Origin of the sequence: Mycobacterium sp. WMMD1722 (genome assembly GCF_049315205.1) — a bacterium.
In the GTDB taxonomy this organism is placed as follows: domain Bacteria; phylum Actinomycetota; class Actinomycetes; order Mycobacteriales; family Mycobacteriaceae; genus Mycobacterium.
The window spans coordinates 5,159,236-5,174,378 of record NZ_CP186056.1 but is presented as its reverse complement, the minus strand read 5'-3'; the positions used below and the strand labels follow the sequence as shown (position 1 = coordinate 5,174,378).

At 69.5% G+C, this 15,143-nt stretch carries 15 protein-coding genes; 4 read left to right on the top strand and 11 right to left on the bottom strand.

The genetic code is table 11. The annotated features are described in order from the left end of the window. Nucleotides 1-6: 6 nt before the first annotated feature. From ACN27E_RS25130 to ACN27E_RS25105, 6 genes are read right to left on the bottom strand one after another with little or no spacing between them, the layout of a single operon-like run. The gene (locus ACN27E_RS25130) at nucleotides 7-1,218 is read right to left on the bottom strand and encodes an FAD-dependent monooxygenase (protein WP_422745680.1); all 1,212 of its coding nucleotides are present in this window, start codon (nucleotides 1,216-1,218) and stop codon (nucleotides 7-9) included. Continuing rightward, nucleotides 1,211-2,197: an amidohydrolase family protein gene (locus tag ACN27E_RS25125; RefSeq protein WP_422745679.1), complete on the bottom strand. Its 987-nt coding sequence runs from the start codon at nucleotides 2,195-2,197 to the stop codon at nucleotides 1,211-1,213. The genes ACN27E_RS25130 and ACN27E_RS25125 overlap by 8 nt, the downstream gene beginning before the upstream one ends. Then, entirely contained in the window at nucleotides 2,194-2,946 is a 753-nt protein-coding gene (locus tag ACN27E_RS25120; RefSeq protein ID WP_422745677.1) for an ABC transporter ATP-binding protein, read from the bottom strand. Before ACN27E_RS25120 ends, ACN27E_RS25125 begins: the two co-directional genes overlap by 4 nt. A gap of 44 nt (nucleotides 2,947-2,990) precedes the next feature. Next, nucleotides 2,991-3,782: an ABC transporter permease gene (locus ACN27E_RS25115; protein ID WP_422745676.1), complete on the bottom strand. Its 792-nt coding sequence runs from the start codon at nucleotides 3,780-3,782 to the stop codon at nucleotides 2,991-2,993. Next, a complete protein-coding gene (locus ACN27E_RS25110; RefSeq protein WP_422745674.1) occupies nucleotides 3,779-4,618 on the bottom strand; it encodes an ABC transporter permease in 840 nt (279 codons plus the stop codon). The genes ACN27E_RS25115 and ACN27E_RS25110 overlap by 4 nt, the downstream gene beginning before the upstream one ends. Continuing rightward, entirely contained in the window at nucleotides 4,615-5,679 is a 1,065-nt protein-coding gene (locus ACN27E_RS25105; RefSeq protein WP_422745672.1) for an ABC transporter substrate-binding protein, read from the bottom strand. The genes ACN27E_RS25110 and ACN27E_RS25105 overlap by 4 nt, the downstream gene beginning before the upstream one ends. Before the next feature lie 114 nt (nucleotides 5,680-5,793). Between ACN27E_RS25105 and ACN27E_RS25100 the strand changes: the two genes are divergently transcribed. Together ACN27E_RS25100 and ACN27E_RS25095 are read left to right on the top strand one after the other, a co-directional pair. Further along, nucleotides 5,794-7,530, top strand: coding sequence for a helix-turn-helix domain-containing protein (locus tag ACN27E_RS25100; RefSeq protein ID WP_422745670.1), 1,737 nt, complete (start codon nucleotides 5,794-5,796; stop codon nucleotides 7,528-7,530). A 32-nt stretch (nucleotides 7,531-7,562) separates the two neighbouring features. Continuing rightward, a complete protein-coding gene (locus ACN27E_RS25095) occupies nucleotides 7,563-8,006 on the top strand; it encodes a nitroreductase family deazaflavin-dependent oxidoreductase (RefSeq protein WP_422745669.1) in 444 nt (147 codons plus the stop codon). Here ACN27E_RS25095 and ACN27E_RS25090 read toward each other — a convergent pair. Together ACN27E_RS25090 and ACN27E_RS25085 are read right to left on the bottom strand one after the other, a co-directional pair. Next, the gene (locus ACN27E_RS25090; RefSeq protein WP_422745667.1) at nucleotides 8,003-9,052 is read right to left on the bottom strand and encodes an LLM class flavin-dependent oxidoreductase; all 1,050 of its coding nucleotides are present in this window, start codon (nucleotides 9,050-9,052) and stop codon (nucleotides 8,003-8,005) included. The genes ACN27E_RS25095 and ACN27E_RS25090 overlap by 4 nt on opposite strands. Nucleotides 9,053-9,100: 48 nt before the next feature. Further along, nucleotides 9,101-9,946: a uracil-DNA glycosylase family protein gene (locus ACN27E_RS25085; protein WP_422745666.1), complete on the bottom strand. Its 846-nt coding sequence runs from the start codon at nucleotides 9,944-9,946 to the stop codon at nucleotides 9,101-9,103. A 58-nt stretch (nucleotides 9,947-10,004) separates the two neighbouring features. On the opposite strand from ACN27E_RS25085, the gene ACN27E_RS25080 reads away from it, so the two are divergent. Further along, the gene (locus ACN27E_RS25080) at nucleotides 10,005-11,249 is read left to right on the top strand and encodes an MFS transporter (protein WP_422745664.1); all 1,245 of its coding nucleotides are present in this window, start codon (nucleotides 10,005-10,007) and stop codon (nucleotides 11,247-11,249) included. Nucleotides 11,250-11,434: 185 nt separating this feature from the next. On the opposite strand, the gene ACN27E_RS25075 is transcribed toward ACN27E_RS25080, so the two are convergent. Then, nucleotides 11,435-12,175, bottom strand: a complete 741-nt coding sequence (locus tag ACN27E_RS25075) for a glycoside hydrolase family 16 protein (RefSeq protein WP_422745662.1) — start codon at nucleotides 12,173-12,175, stop codon at nucleotides 11,435-11,437. Between the two features lie 138 nt (nucleotides 12,176-12,313). On the opposite strand from ACN27E_RS25075, the gene ACN27E_RS25070 reads away from it, so the two are divergent. Beyond that, a complete protein-coding gene (locus ACN27E_RS25070) occupies nucleotides 12,314-13,279 on the top strand; it encodes an endonuclease/exonuclease/phosphatase family protein (protein WP_422745661.1) in 966 nt (321 codons plus the stop codon). Here ACN27E_RS25070 and ACN27E_RS25065 read toward each other — a convergent pair. Both ACN27E_RS25065 and ACN27E_RS25060 read right to left on the bottom strand, forming a co-directional pair. Further along, on the bottom strand, nucleotides 13,228-14,418 hold the full coding sequence (locus tag ACN27E_RS25065; RefSeq protein WP_422745659.1) for a glycosyltransferase: 1,191 nt from the start codon (nucleotides 14,416-14,418) through the stop codon (nucleotides 13,228-13,230). The genes ACN27E_RS25070 and ACN27E_RS25065 overlap by 52 nt on opposite strands. Then, nucleotides 14,397-15,122 carry an alpha/beta hydrolase gene (locus tag ACN27E_RS25060; RefSeq protein ID WP_422745657.1) on the bottom strand — a complete coding sequence of 242 codons (726 nt, stop codon included), beginning with the start codon at nucleotides 15,120-15,122 and terminating at the stop codon, nucleotides 14,397-14,399. The genes ACN27E_RS25065 and ACN27E_RS25060 overlap by 22 nt, the downstream gene beginning before the upstream one ends. Between the last annotated feature and the right edge of the window lie 21 nt (nucleotides 15,123-15,143).

Here is a 15,143-nt window from a genome sequence, read left to right as displayed (position 1 = left end):
TGTCTCCTAGTGTCCGGGGCCGTAGAGGCCGAAACGGTTCTCGGGATTGCCCGGGATCCAGGTGCAGTCGAACTGGGACCGGGCGCCCATGTCCTGGACGCGCTGCACCAGCCGCTGTCCGAGCTCGAGCTGGCCGGGTTCCCACTTCGCGAGCGCCTCGGCGATGTCGCCGCTGTCGGACAGTGCGTCGTAGAGGGCCCACGCGTTGGCGGCGGCTTTGGCGGTGCCGGCCGCTGCATGCGGTCGCGCGGCGCTCGCGGCATCGCCGATCAGGGCCACCCGACCCATGGCCATGCGCTGGGCGACCGCGTCGTACACCGCCTGCAGATAGGGCTGTTCGGTGCGCACCACCACCTCGGCCGCGGCGGGGGCGAGCACCGACGGCGCCGCCCGGCGCATCTCGTCGACGAATCGGTCCTGCACCGCACCCGGGTGCAGGGACACCCCCGCCAGGAAGCCGCGCTTGTCGGTCATCAACTCGTCGAGTTCGTGTCCCTCGGGCACGTTGCGGTACCAGACATAGTTCAGCAGGCGCTCCCCCACCGCCAGACCCCCCTCGGGTGAGGGGATCGGGTAGACGTTGATGTGGGTATGCGGTGCGACGCTGTAGGTGATCGAATCGTGCAGCAACTCGAACGTCCCGGCCGACACCTCGCGCTCCGGCACGGTGCCGCGCCAGCCGACATAACCCGAGTACTCGAGCCTGGTCTCCGGTGAGATCCGCCGCCTGCTGGGTGAACTGATCCCGTCGGCGAACACCACCAGATCGGCGCGTTCGCGGCGGCCCGAGGTGAACCGCACCTCGACACCGTCGACGTCCTCGTCGAAGCCGGACGCGTACTGTCCGAGGTGGTAGTCGTCGGTGCCGAAATCGGCGAGCAGTGCCCGGTAGAACGTCCCCCAGGACGTGTAGCGCCACGGCGCGTCCTCGCGGTGCACGAGCTCGTTGACGGCCCCCAGATACTGCACGTAATGCGTTGAGGTGCTGACCTGTTCGGGATGCTGGTCACTGCACTCGACGAACCAGCGCAGGGTGTCGGGCTGCAGCACGATCCCCCCGCCGCGACCGTCGAGATTGGTCGGTGTGCGCTCGTACACCGACACGTCGAAGCCCAGGCGGCGCAACAGCAGCGCGGTGGTGAGCCCGCCGATCGAGCCGCCGACCACCAGCGCGCGATGCCCGCTCCAGTCGTGCCGCGGGTTGATGTTCTCAGTCATCAGGTTCTCCTTCGAGGCCCAGGAAGCGGTGGGCGTTGTGTTCCAGGGCGGCGTCGGTGATGCCCACGGCGTGCGGCAGGTCCAGCGGCCGGGTGACCCCCATGTCGAACGGGTAGTCGCTACCGCACATCAGATGCGCCGGGTCGGCGTGCGCCCGAAGCAGCTCCAGAGCCGGACCGTCGTGGGTCAGCGTGTCGAACCACAACCCGGCGAAACCTTCCCGGGGAGAACGGGTCTCGGCGCTACGGACATCGGCGCGCTGGGACCAGCCGTGCTGCCAGCGGCCGACCAGCGCGGGTGCGCAGCCACCGCCGTGCAGCAGGCAGATCCGCAGCTGCGGAAGTTCCTCGAGCACACCGCCGAGTACGAGAGCCGCTGCTGCGGTGGCGGTTTCGACGGGATTGCCGATCAGGTTGGCCAGGTAGTACGACGACCACTCGGGCCGCGCCAGCTGCATCGGATGTACCAGCACCGCCAGGTCGTATTCGGCCGCGCTGCGCAGCACATCCCGCATCGGATCCACATCGAAGGACGTGGCGCCCAGCAGTGGCGGGACCGCGATCCCACGCACCACCCCCGAGCCGGCGATCGCGTCCATCTGCTTACGGGCCGCGTCGGCGTCGTGCAGGGACACCAGGCCCAGTCCGAGCAGCCGGCCCGCGCTGTCGCGGCACGTCCTGGTCAGTGCGTCGTTGAAGCTGCCCACGTAATCGTCGACCCCGGGCGCATCGGCGACGGGAAAGGCGAACGGCGGCGCGGAGATCACCCGGCAACCCAGACCGGCGGCATCGGTGTCGGCCAGCACGCGGTCGGCATCGCTCATCGCCGCGGTCTCGATCGACAGCGGCAGATCGCCCAGATGCAGCTGACCGTCGCGACCGTTCAGCGGGGGCACCGGGGAACCGGGCGGCAGACCGAACAGATCCTCGGGCAGCCAGTGGGCGTGGACGTCGACGGGGCCGGGTCGCAGCTCGATCATGCCGGGCTCCCCACGGTCGCCGCTTCGAGGGCCTCGAACCGCTGCAGGACCTCGGCCTGGAGTACGGCGACGGCGGGGTCGGACGCACGGCGGGGACGCGGCAGGTCGACGTCGATGATCTCGTGGATGTGGCCGCCGGGGGCCAGCACCACGATCCGATCCGACAGCTGCACCGCCTCGGTCACGTCGTGGGTGACGAACATGACGGTGCGGCGCGACTCCAGCCAGATGCGTTCCAGATGTTCGCGCAGCGTGCGCGAGGTCATCGCGTCGAGGTGGCTGAACGGCTCGTCCATCAGCAGCACGTCGGGCTCGACGGCGAAGGCCCTGGCGATGCCGATGCGTTGCTGCTGACCGCCGGACAGTTGGGCCGGGAAACGGTCGGCGCAGTGGCTCAGGCCCACCAGGTCGAGATAGTGCCGGGCGCGCTTCTCCCATCCGGCCCGCTCGTGCTGGACGAAGCCGAGGTTGGCCATCACCGTCCGCCACGGCAGCAGCCGCGGATCCTGGAAGACGTAGCCGACGCGGGCCTCGCGGGTGCCGGCCCGCAGGTCGACGGTGCCGGAGGTGTGTGTCTCGATGCCCGAGACGATGTTGAGCAGGGTGGTCTTGCCGCTGCCCGACGGTCCGACGATCGAGACGAATGTCTCGCCGGAGATGGTGAGGTCGATGCCGTCGATCACCCGGGTGGTGGCGCCGTTGCGGCCGTGGAACTCCTTGACGAGTTCGCGGATTTCGATGGAGGCCATGATTTCTCGTTTCTAGCGGTGAAGGGGCGGGGGCGGAGGCTGGGTCAGGCCGAGCGCCAGCGGGTGATGCGGCGTTCGAGCGGGCCGAGGATCAGCAGATCGGCGATGACGAGTAGCAGGATGAACACCAGCACCCAGGCGAAGAAGCCGTCGAGCTGGTTCGCGTCGTACCAGTACCGCGAGCGCCAGCCCACCCCGGAGGTCGAGCCGAACCACTCGGCCAGCAGGAGTCCGTTCCAGGCGCTCATGATGGCGAACCGCACGGCCGCCACGGTGGAGCCCGCGACCGCGGGGGCCACGATGTGGCGCAGCACCTTCGTGCGGGGCACACCGAAGGACCGCGCCATCAACACCAGGTCCGCGGGCACCGCCCTGGTCGCCTTGGCGATGTTCACCACGACGAACGGCAGACCGGACAGGAACACGGTGACCACCGGGGTCAGCCAGCCGAACCCGAACCACATGGTGGTCAGCAGGGCCCAGATGACCGCGGGGATGGCCAGGGCTGCGGCGTTGACGTCGGCGAAGGCCAGGTCGGCGATCTTGGACAGGCCCATCCAGACGCCGAGCGCCGCACCCACGATCAGCGCCGCGGCCAAGCCCAGCAGGAAGCGGTTCATGCTGATCGCCAGGTTGTGCCACAGCTCGCCGATCGCCGCCTCGGAGATCAGGCTGTCGACGGCGTCGGCCGGCGACGGGATGCGATTGCCGACGACAACGGCCAGCTGCCAGGCACCGAGGATGGTCAGCAGCGCGGCCAGCACGGCGACGGCCGACATGGATTGTCCGCGCAGATGACGCCGCCACGCGGGGGTCGACAGTGTTGCGGTGGTCATGCGATTTCCTTCCGCCAGGCGAAGAAGCGGTTCTCCAAATAGGCCAGGCCGCGCTCGATCAGCACCATGGCGACGATGAACAGGGTGGTCCAGGCGAGCATGTCGGCGACCTGGAATTCCTGATAGGCCTTGCGGATCATGAACCCGACGCCGTCGCTGGCGCCGAACACCTCGGTGAGCGCTTCGACCTTCCAGGCCATCGCGAAGCCGTAACGCACTCCGGCGAAGACGAACGTGGTGAGGGCGGGCAGGTAGAGGTGGCGCAGGATGTCGCGGCGGTTGCGCCCGAACGCATGGCACATCGACAGCAGGCTGCCGTCGACCGATCGGACCCCCTCGGCGACGTTCATCGCGATGAACGGACACGCCACCAGGGCCGACACCACGATCGGTCCCCCGGCGCCGACCCCGAAGATCAGCAGCCCGAACACCGCGTAGGTCAGGCCGGGCATGTTGCCGAGGACGAACAGCGGCAGGGAGAAGTAGGACGTCATGAATGTGCTGCGGCCCATCGCGAATCCGATCACCAGACCGGCGACCATCGCGATGGCGAATCCGGCGGCGATCTTGCCGATGCTCGAGGCGAAGTTCGTGAACGCCTCCCCCGACATCGTGATCGCGACGACCTCGTCGAGGACCGCGGCGGGCCGGGGCAGGATCGGATCGTCCACGATCGCCGCGATCACGGCCCAGCCGCCGATCGCCGCGATCAGCCCGATCAGCGACACCAGCCACCGGCGCGGTCCGGCCGGCCGGCGCACCCGGTGTCTGCGGGTCCTCGGGCCCGGATCGCGCGGCGTCGGCTGCGCGTCCGGCGGGGTGATGGTCTGGGTCACCGTTGCACTCCTTCGGTGGGCAGGAAGCGCGGGTCGGCGACGTCGTCACCGATGACGCCCGCACGCCGCATCAGATCGAATATCGAGCTCTCGTCCTCGGCCCACTGTTGGTCGAATCGGACGTCGTCGACGACCCAGTCATGTTGGGCCACATAGTCCTTCATGAACGCGATGTCCTCGGGAGTGTCGACCGCGAAGTGCTGGGGGTAGCGCTCGATCATCTCGTCGCGGTGGGCCGCCCACTCCTGTAGACCGCGGGTCCACAGATCCAGGAACGCCGACACCTCACCGGGGTGACCGTCGACCCAGTCCTCGCGGGCGACGAACACGTTGCCCATCGGGCCGTCGTGTCCCGGCGCGTCCAGATCGGCGAACACCTCGGCCGAGGACTTTCCGTCGTAGAGTGCGCGCACGGTGCCCTCTCGCAGATCCCGGGCCGACAGATCGGGGTAACAGATGCACGCGTCGATCTCGCCGCGGGCCAGCAGGTTCGACAGATTCTGGATATCGGCCACCACGATCTCGAAGTCGCCGCCGACGAGGTCTATGTCGTGCATCTGCTTGACCAGGCCGCTCCACACCAGGGTGCCCGAGACAGTGGTGAACACGCCGAGGCGTTTACCCCGCAGATCCGCGAGCGACTGGGCCGGATCGTCGGTGCGGACCAAGATCCGGCTGCGTTCGGCGTTGTAGCGGCCGATGATGACGGTCTCGCGCTGGGTCTGCTCCTCGAGGGCGGGCACCTCGAAGGACGCCGTGGAGATGATGTCGGCGTGGCCGCCGGCGAACAGGCCGAACTCGTCCCAGGTGGCACTCGTCTCGATGCGGTAGCCGGTGTCGCGCTGCCACTCGTCGACGATGCCGGTCTCGTTCATGTAGTCCCAGATGGGGTCGGGCGCGAACGTGAACCGGATGACCCCGTCCCGAGCGGCGCGTGAGGACGCCGGGCCACCGAGGCCGGCCGAACACGCCGTCGACAGCGCGACCGCCGCCACGGCCCCGAGCGCGACGGCCGCACGCGCGCCCCGGATTAATGCCCGGGTTCGAATCGGAATGCGCAACGGAGATCCTCCTTGTTGACCGTCGGCGTGTGACCGCTGTCACCGTTGGGGCCAACGATGCCGCCGTCCCCAATCCGCGGCAATGTCTGCCCACACATACTTATGCTGCTCCGTATGTCTGGGACGACACCGGTGCCGCTCGAGGGATGGCTGGACGCGTTGGCCGAGATCGGCGCGGCGGTGGGGGGCGACGAGCCGGTGACCGACCTGCTGGACCGGGTCGCCGAGACGGCGTGCGCCCTGCTCGACTTCGACTTCTGCGCGGTGCTGCTCCCTGATGACAGCGGGCGGGCGCTGACCATCGTCGGATCCCACGGCCTGTCGGCGGAATACGTCGCGCAGGTCAACGCCACCCGCCCGATCCTGCTCGACGTCCGCGGCACCGAGGAGGCGCCCACCAGCGTGGCGTATCGCACCGGCGAGGTGGTGTGGCTCAAGGACGTCGACCTGCAACCCGGTTTCGGCTGGGGCGGGGTTGCCCACGAGCAGGGCTACCGTGCGCTGGTCTCGGCCCCGCTGCTGCGCGCCGGGCAGGTGGTGGGGGCGCTCAACGGCTATCGAACGGCACCACACCGCTTCGACGCGGCGGAGATCTCCCTGGTGACGACGCTGGCCACGCAGGTGGCGATCGCGCTGGGCACCGCTCAGCTGCGGGCCAGCGAACAACACACGATCCGGGAATTGCGCCGCGCCGAGGAGGTGCACGCCATGCTCACGGCCACCGCGCTGCGCGGCGAGGGCGTCGCCGGGGTGGCCGCCGCCCTGTCGGAGCTCCTCCACCGGCCGGTACTGATCGAAGGGATGTACGGCGAAACCCTGGCGGACACCGCGGCGGACCGACCGCAGGTCCCGGCGGGGGAGGATCTGGACGTCCGACTGGCCGCCGGGGAGGTGCTCGGCGCCGGGGACGAGACGGTCGCGGGGGTGGTGCTCGACGGCGCGGTGGTCGCCCGGCTGCGCGTCAGCGCTGCGCGCACCGCCCTCAGTTCCCTGGATGTGCGCGCGATCGAACACGCCGCCGTGGTGGCGGCGTTGGAACTGCTGCGCGCCCGCACTGCGGCCGAGGTCGAGCAGCGGCTGCGCGGATCGCTGGTGGCCGACCTGCTCAGCGCCGACGGCGGCGACATCGCTGTGCTCGCCGAACGCGCCCGTCGGCTGGGGTGGGATCTGTCGGGCGACCAGATTCTGATCGCCGTGCGATGCGCCGAGCCACCGCACCGCGGCGGCCGGCCCGCCGCCGATCGCCTGCTCTCGGCCGCCGACCGCGCCGTCGCCGGAATGCCGGCGAAACCGCTGACCGCCGTGCACCGCGGGGATCTGGTGCTGGTGTGGGCCGAGCATCCCGGCGCCGGCGCGGCACGCGAGGTGGCCGCCCGGATCGTCGAATCCGTCGCGGTGAGCGGGCTGGGCACCGCAGCCGTCGCCGCGGTGGCCCCACCCGCGCCCGCCGCCGAGCTGGCCGCCACCTTCCGCACTCTGCGCGGAGCGTTGTCGCTTGCCGCACAATCGGATTCGCCGGCGGTCATCGACCTGCGGGAAACCGTGCTGGACCATCTGCTGCTGCAACTCGACGATCCGCAACGGTTGCGTGCCTTCGCCCGCGCGGTACTCGGACCGGCGCTCGACTACGACCGCGACCGCGCGGCCGCGTTGCTGCGCACCGCACGGGTGCTGCTCGACCACGACCTGGACCGGCGGGCGGCGGCTGCCGCCCTGCACCTGCACCCCAACACCGTCGCGCAGCGCATGCGCCGACTCGAGGAACTGACCCAGCTGCGGATCGGCCGCCCTCGGGATCTGCTGCAGCTGACCGCGGCGCTGACCGTCGCCCAGATCGCCGGCATGGGATGAGGCGTCGGCCCGGCGGCTGACACACTGGACCGATGGATCATCTCTCGCCGCTCGAACAGATCGGGATACGGCTCCTACGCCTGCACGATCTGATGTATCAGAAGTCGGGCGGACGCATCGGCCATCACATCCCCTTCGCACCGCCGAGTCTGCTGCTGCACACCACCGGCGCCAAGACGGGCATCGCCCGGATCAACACGCTGACCTACGCCGAGGACGGCGGAAAGTACTACATCGTGGCGTCGCTCGGCGGCGCCCCGAAGGCACCGGGCTGGTACCACAACCTCAAGGCGAACCCCGACGTCGAGATCAACCTGGGCACCCGCCGCCTGAAGGCCACGGCCACGCCGATCATGCCCGATGATCCGGATTACGCACGGCTGTGGCGGATCGTCAACGACAACAACTCCGGCCGCTACGACGCCTACCAGAAGCGCACCACCCGCCCGATCCCGATCGTCGAGCTGGCACCCTAGAAGAGCTCTTTGGCCAGCAACTCCAGCGTGGTGTCGCGGGCCGGCGCGGTCGCCGGATCGGTGCCCCGGCGCGCGGATGCGACGGGATTGACCATCACCTCGTCGACGCCGAACTCGGCGGCCAGCGCGCGGACCTGATCAGCCGCCTCGGCCGGCGAGCCGACCACCGCGCGGGCGAGCCCGTGTTGGATCACCGCCTGCGCCTGCGCGCCGAGCTCCAGCTGTTCGGCGTCCTCCACGAGGTCCAGCGGCGTGAGCGGCTGACCGGTGCGCAGCCGAGCCATCATCTGCAGATTCGGCAGCATCAGGGACATCGCCTCGTCGTGGGTGTCGGCCACCACGGCGTTGACGGTCAGGAACGTGACGGGTTCGGCCGTCAGGTCGCTGGGCCGGAACTCCGACCGGTAGACCTCCAGCGCCTCCTTGGTGCCCTGCCCGGAGAAATGGTGGGCGAAGACGTAGGGCAGACCCTTGGCCGCCGCGAGGTGCGCCGAGTACATCGACGAACCCAGCAGCCACAGCCTCGGCTCCGACCCGGCGGCGGGCGTGGCCTTGAGGATGTAGTTCTCCCGCATCAGATTTCGCGGCAGCGACACCCGCACACCGTCGGTGCTCATCAGGGCCGCGACGTCGTCGAGGTACTGCGGGAAGCGTTCGATGTCGGTGTCGTCCCGGCCGGCCGCGCCGCGCAGGGCCATCGACGTCACCGGATCCGAACCCGGCGCCCGCCCGATGCCCAGGTCGATGCGGCCGGGATGGGCGGCCTCGAGCAGCGCGAACTGTTCGGCCACCGCCAGCGGCGCGTGGTTGGGCAGCATCACCCCGCCGGAACCGAGCCGCAGCGCCGAGGTGTGGGCGGCGAGATGGGCGATCAGCACGGGCGGGCTGGTGGCCGCGACGGCGGGCATGTTGTGGTGCTCTGCGATCCAGAAGCGGGTGTAGCCCAGTCGGTCGGCGGTCTGCGCGAGGCGCGTGGTGGCGGCCAGCGCATCCGAGGTGGACTGGTCGGTCCGCACCGGAACGAGATCGAGGACGGAAAGGCGCATGGCAGGGTCAACGCATCCGGGTGGCCGTACGTTCCCGGGCGGCGGTCCTCACCGGCCCGCCATCCGCTTGGCCGCGGAGAAGACGGCGTCCATCATCGCCGGGGTGAGCCTGCCGGTGAACGTGTTCTGCTGGCTGGGGTGGAAGCAGCCGAGCAGCGTGACGTCCCCGATCACCGCCTCGACGAGGTGACCGAATTTCGGCGCCGGGACCGGCACGACGGCGCCGGCGCGGCGCAGCATGTCCAGCGCGGCCTTCCAGGCGAAACCGCCGAGCGCCACCACCACCCGAACCTCCGCAGCGACCAGACGCCACTCCGCGTCCAGCCACGGCGCACACGTCGCCCGCTCGGCCGGCGCCGGCGCATTGCCCGGCGGCGCACAGCGCACCGCGGCGGCCACCCGCGCGCCGGTCATGGCCAGGCCGTCGGCGGCGTCGACGCACAGAGCCTGATTCGCCAGTCCGGCCCGGTGCAGCGCGGCGAACAGGAAGTCACCCGAGCGGTCGCCGGTGAACACCCGGCCGGTGCGATTGGCCCCGTGCGCGGCCGGCGCCAGGCCGACGACGAGGATGCGCGGGTGCGCGTCGCCCAGTCCGGGGGCCGGCCGGCCCCAGTACGGCTGCTCGGCGAAGGCCTTGCGCACGGCCACCTCTTTGCGGGCGACCTGCTCGCGCCACTGGACGAGCCGCGGACAGGCGCGGCACACCGAGACCAGGGCGTCGAGTTCTGCCAGCGTCTCGGTGGCCGCCGCCAGCGAGGCCACGGGCGCCGCCGACTCCGCGACCGCGGTGTCGGAGGTGGCGGGGTCCGAGGGCCAACCCGAGCCCGGCGGGACCGGCGAGGCGAACTGCGCGCCGGTGCGCGGATGGGGTAACTGCACGGCTCCACTGTGCATCGCCGCGAAATTCGCTCGCTACCGGGTTGCGGCGCTGCTAGATTCGGCCGCGATATCCATGATCACCGGCAAACGCGGTCCGCTGCTCCTCATTCTGTTCTCGGCGTTGAGCGCGGGTGCAGGCAACGGCATCTCGCTGGTCGCGTTCCCGTGGTTGGTGTTGCAGCGCAACGGCTCCGCGGTGGACGCGTCGATCGTCGCGATGGCGGGCACCCTGCCGCTGCTGGTCGCCACGCTGATCGCCGGCGCGGCCGTCGACTATCTGGGCCGGCGACGGGTGGCGATGATCTCCGATGCGCTCTCGGCACTGTCGGTCGCGGCGGTGCCGGTGCTGGCGCTGACCTTCGGCGTCCAGGTGATCAATGTCGCCGTGCTGGCCCTGCTCGCCGCCCTGGGCGCGCTGTTCGATCCGGCCGGGATCACCGCGCGCGAGACGATGTTGCCGGAGGCCGCACAGCGGGCCGGCTGGACGCTCGACCATGCCAACAGCGTGTACGAGGCGGTGTTCAATCTGGCCTACATCGTCGGGCCGGGGCTGGGCGGTCTGCTGATCGCCACCCTGGGTGGGGTCGACACGATGTGGGTGACCGCAGGCGCCTTTCTGCTGTCGATCGGCGCGATCGCGGTGCTTCGGCTCGAGGGCGCCGGGGCGCCCGCGCGCGACCAGATCCCTGACCGGGTCTTGGCCGGCATCCTGGAGGGTCTCCGGTTCGTCTGGCGCACACCGGTTCTGCGTACGCTGGCGATCGTCGAGCTGATCGCCACCGGTCTGTACATGCCGATGGAGAGCGTGCTGTTCCCGAAGTACTTCACCGACCGCGATGAGCCCGCGCACCTGGGCTGGGTGCTGATGGCCCTGTCGATCGGCGGTCTGGTCGGCGCGCTGGGCTATGCGGCGCTGTCCCGGTACGCCAATCGCCGCACGGTCATGCTCACCGCGGTGCTCACCCTCGGCATCGCGATGACGGTGATCGCCTTCCTGCCGCCGCTCCCGGTGATCCTGGCACTGTCGGCGATCGTCGGGCTGGTGTACGGCCCCATCGCGCCGATCTACAACTACGTCATGCAGACCCGCGCACCGTCGCATCTGCGTGGGCGGGTGGTCGGGGTGATGGGCTCGCTGGCCTACGCCGCCGGGCCGCTGGGTCTGGTGGTCGCCGGACCCCTGGCCGACAGCGCCGGTCTGCACGTCACCTTCCTGGCGCTCTCCGTGCCGATGGTTCTGCTCGGTCTGGTCGCGGTGGGGTTGCCCACGCTGCGGGACCTGGACCGTCCACCCACTACCGGGGCGGGCGCGGACTAGCGCCGGAACCTGTCCAACCACGTCCGCAGGCGAGTGGCCCGGCGGAACCGCGGGCACGCTCCCGGCGGGCACAGCGCGCAGTCGCTGCCTGAGCGGTGGTGCTCATGGGCGGAGCGGCCGTGTCGGCACACACACAACTCTGTCTCCACGCGAGGAGACATTACTACGATCCGCCTTTGCTCCGGCTAGGCCAACCGGTACTGCCGCGCCCAGTCCACGGCGAGCTGACCGCCGGCGCCGGTGTCGCCGCCGAAGTCATCGAGTTGCAGGCACAGATGCATCGAGCGGGGCGGGAAACGGCTGGGGTCGGTGCTCTGCGCCCACTGCTGTCCGTCGACGAAGACGGCGATCCGCTCGGGGGTCCACTCCACCGCCCAGCTGTGCCACTGCGTCGCGTCGACGAAGGTCTGATGACCCTCGCGCCGGTCGTCGGACCCGTAGTGCAAGTTGTAGTCGACGCGCTGGCGGTCGGCAGTCACGATCTCCATGAAATCGACCTCCCCGCCAATCGGCCAGTCGTTGGCGTCCGGCCACAGCAGGGCCACCGAGTGGTAGGTCTCTGCCGCCACGGTCGATCGGGCGCACACCTCCCACCGCCCGTACATCTGGCCACCGCCGCGCCAGGCCATACCGCCGGAGTTGCCGACCGCGTCGCCGGCGATCGTGAGTTCGCCGTCGGCGACCGAGATGGCCGCGGGTGTCCGGCGGCCGTTGCCGTCGTGGCCCGGGCCGTCATAGAGCCACCAGTCGTTCAGCGCGGACGGGGCGTCGAACCCAGCCTCGCGATCCGGAACACCCCAACCCTGGGTGTCGGCGGCGGTGGCAGCGCAGTTCCCGTTCGACGACGGCGCTCCCTCCGCGGCCCCCGTAAGGCATCCAGCGAGAATGGCGGGAACACTGACGACGAACAGCGAATTCCGTAGCACGCGAGGAAGTGAGAGTTCGACGAGTCGAGGCATTACTCAAAATATCACGGAATTTATGTCGCCAATTCTTCCCGCGGGCCTCTACGCTGTCCTCGTGAGAATTCGGAAACATTCGCCCTCCGGCGACGGCATTCGGTGGTGACCGCGCGCCGTATCGCCCTGGCGGCCGGTCTCGCGTTCTCCGCGGTGTCCGCCGCTGCAATCGCCGCCCGTTACGTCCCGATCACCCATCACGCCGCCGTCGTCGCAGCGGCCTTCGTCCCCGTGCTGTCCCTCTGTGCTTTCGCGGCCTTGCTGTTGTCGGTCGCGGCCCGGCATTGGCCGGCAGCCGTGGCGGCGACAGGTTTGTCCGTGACCGCCACGGCTGTTCAAATGCCGCAGTACCTACCCGCCGAAGCCCGCACCGGCGCGGTGACCGTACGGGTCATGACCGCCAATGTGCATCTGGGGCAGGCAGATACCGAGCAACTCGCGCGGTCAGCCGAGGATCGAGCCGACATCCTCGCGGTCCAGGAATTGACTCCTTCGGCGGCGCGACGGCTCTCATCTCGACTCTCACCCACCTTCCCATTCCGGGTCGTCGAGGCGCGCGACGAGGCGGCGGGCGCGGGCCTGTGGAGCCGGTACCCGATCCGCGACGCGCAGCGCATCCCCGGCTATCGGATGGTGATGCTCAGCGGTCGCGTGCACATCGACGATGGCGGCACCGATCCGACCGTGGTGGTCGGGCACATGTCCGGGCCCTGGCCGCAGCCCGTCGCCGACTGGCAGGCAGACATTGCGCAGGCCAGCGAGACCATGCGGGAGTTGGCCCGCGGGGCGAATGGCGCGGCAACCGTCGTGATGGGCGACTTCAACTCCACCCTCGACGCACGTCCGTTCCGGGCTCTGCTGCACAACGGATTTCGGGATGCCGCCCAACAGGCCGGGGTGGGCAGCCCGCCCACCTACCCCGCGGATTCAGCCGTCCCGCCACTGATTGCGATCGACCACGTGATCTCGCGCGGCGCCACAGCGGTCTCACTCTCGGCGGTGGCCCTACCGGGCTCCGATCACCGGGGACTCGTCGCCACCCTAGAGTTCGACTGGTCCCCGTCGCGGTGAAATTCCAACTGCGCGAACAACTCCTCGTAGCGGCGCACCGATTCATCCCAGGACGCCGGATCGTCGTTGCGGGATCCCCGCATCCGAGCCAGCCGGTACAGGGCCTCTCGCAGTGCCTCGACGTCCCCCGGCGGGAAGAACACACACCCTCGGTAACCGGCGGCCGAGTCCACCAGGGCCGGAATGTCGGACACTGCGACAGGTAGCCCCAGAGACATGCCCACGTGCAGCGGTCCACTGGCCGACGAGCGGCGGTACGGCAGCACGAGTGCATCAGCGCCGGCCAGCCAACGCGCGGCCTCGGCATCGCTCACATAGCTGTTGACGAAGGTGATCCGGTCCGCGAACGGGCTGCCGGCGATCAGTTCGGCCGGCGACGTCCAACCTTCCCAGGTCTCCCCGATCACGGTCAGCCAGAACGGGTTGCCCTCGGGGAGGTCGTTGAAGACGCGAACCAGATCCTCCAACCCCTTGTAGGGCCGGATGGTCCCAAAGAACATCAGGTTGACCCGGTCGGCGGGTGCTTCGCGCAACATATGCCGAGGCGCTGCCGAATACTGTTCGTACGGCCCGTGGTGGATCACCTGGACCGGTCGCGAGCCGACCTCGTGCGCGTCGGTCAGGGGCCCACGGTCGGCCTCCGAGTGGATGACGAACCCGTCCACCATCGGTGTCAACAGCCGCATCACCGCGCGCGCGTAGCCCGCGGCCAGCGGTATCTGCGCCTCGCCGGTGTCCTGCAGCTCGTGCATCTCCAGCACAATGCGCGAGCCACGCAGCCGGGCCACCGCCGCCAGCAGTAGGTAGGTGTGCGCGACCGCGCCTGTCCACCAGTGCATCACGACGGTGTCCGGACGTTCGCGCCACAGCATCCGCACCGCGACGAGAAGAGACGGGAACCAGAACCAGTCGACGCCGTCGTAGACACGCACACCGGGCGGGTACACATGGTCGGAGATGTGGGCGCCCACCCGGTCGGCACCCGGGTACAGACGCCGTGGGAGCAGCCGCCGGATCAGCACGACCGAGACCCGGTGGCGTTCACTGAGCGCACACGCCAGCGCGTGTGTGTAGTGACTGATCCCACTGACGAACCGGGTCCCCGACCCGATCACCATCACCCGAGACTGTTGAACCACGCGACGATGTCCTTTCCTTGGATGCACGACGGGTCCATGTGCTCACCGCTGCACATGACCGTGGAGATGTCGGCGACACCCCCGTATCGCCGCTCGAAGGCCGTGGCGTTGCGGTCGGTGGGCACCAGCTGGTCATCGGGTGTCACGTAGAAGCGCAATTTCTCGTCTTTCATCTTCGCCACCGGTATATCGATCGGATTCACCGCCGATATCGGCACGTCGGAATTGGCGTCCTCGGCCTGTGCAACATATTTGGGTTCTAGCGAACGGACATCCAACAATGGGTTGATGGCCACCATTCCGGAGATATTGAATTCGCCGCCGGCCATCAAATTCGTCGCGGCGATGGCGCCCATGGATTCGGAGAGTAGAAACAATTTGTCGACTCCGTAGTGCTCGGCAGATCCATAGGCCAGATCGGCGTAGACACGGCGGGACGCGGCATTCCCCCACACGTTCCCGCCGGCCCGGCTGGCGACGACGACATAGCCGGCGCCGGTAAGCGCCTCGGTCAGCTCACGATGCGGCTCGTCGACGTCGAGGATCGTCTCGTCGCGGTCCATGCCGTGGAAGAACAGCACGATGCCGCGCGGCTCCGCGCCCTTGCGCGAGACCCCCACCGCGTTCTCGCCGTCGAGGGTCAGGCGGTAGTACTCCAGTTCCTGCCGCGCGCACGCCGTGAAAGTGGCGATCAGCACCGCCACGGCGGACACCGCGGCCAGGCA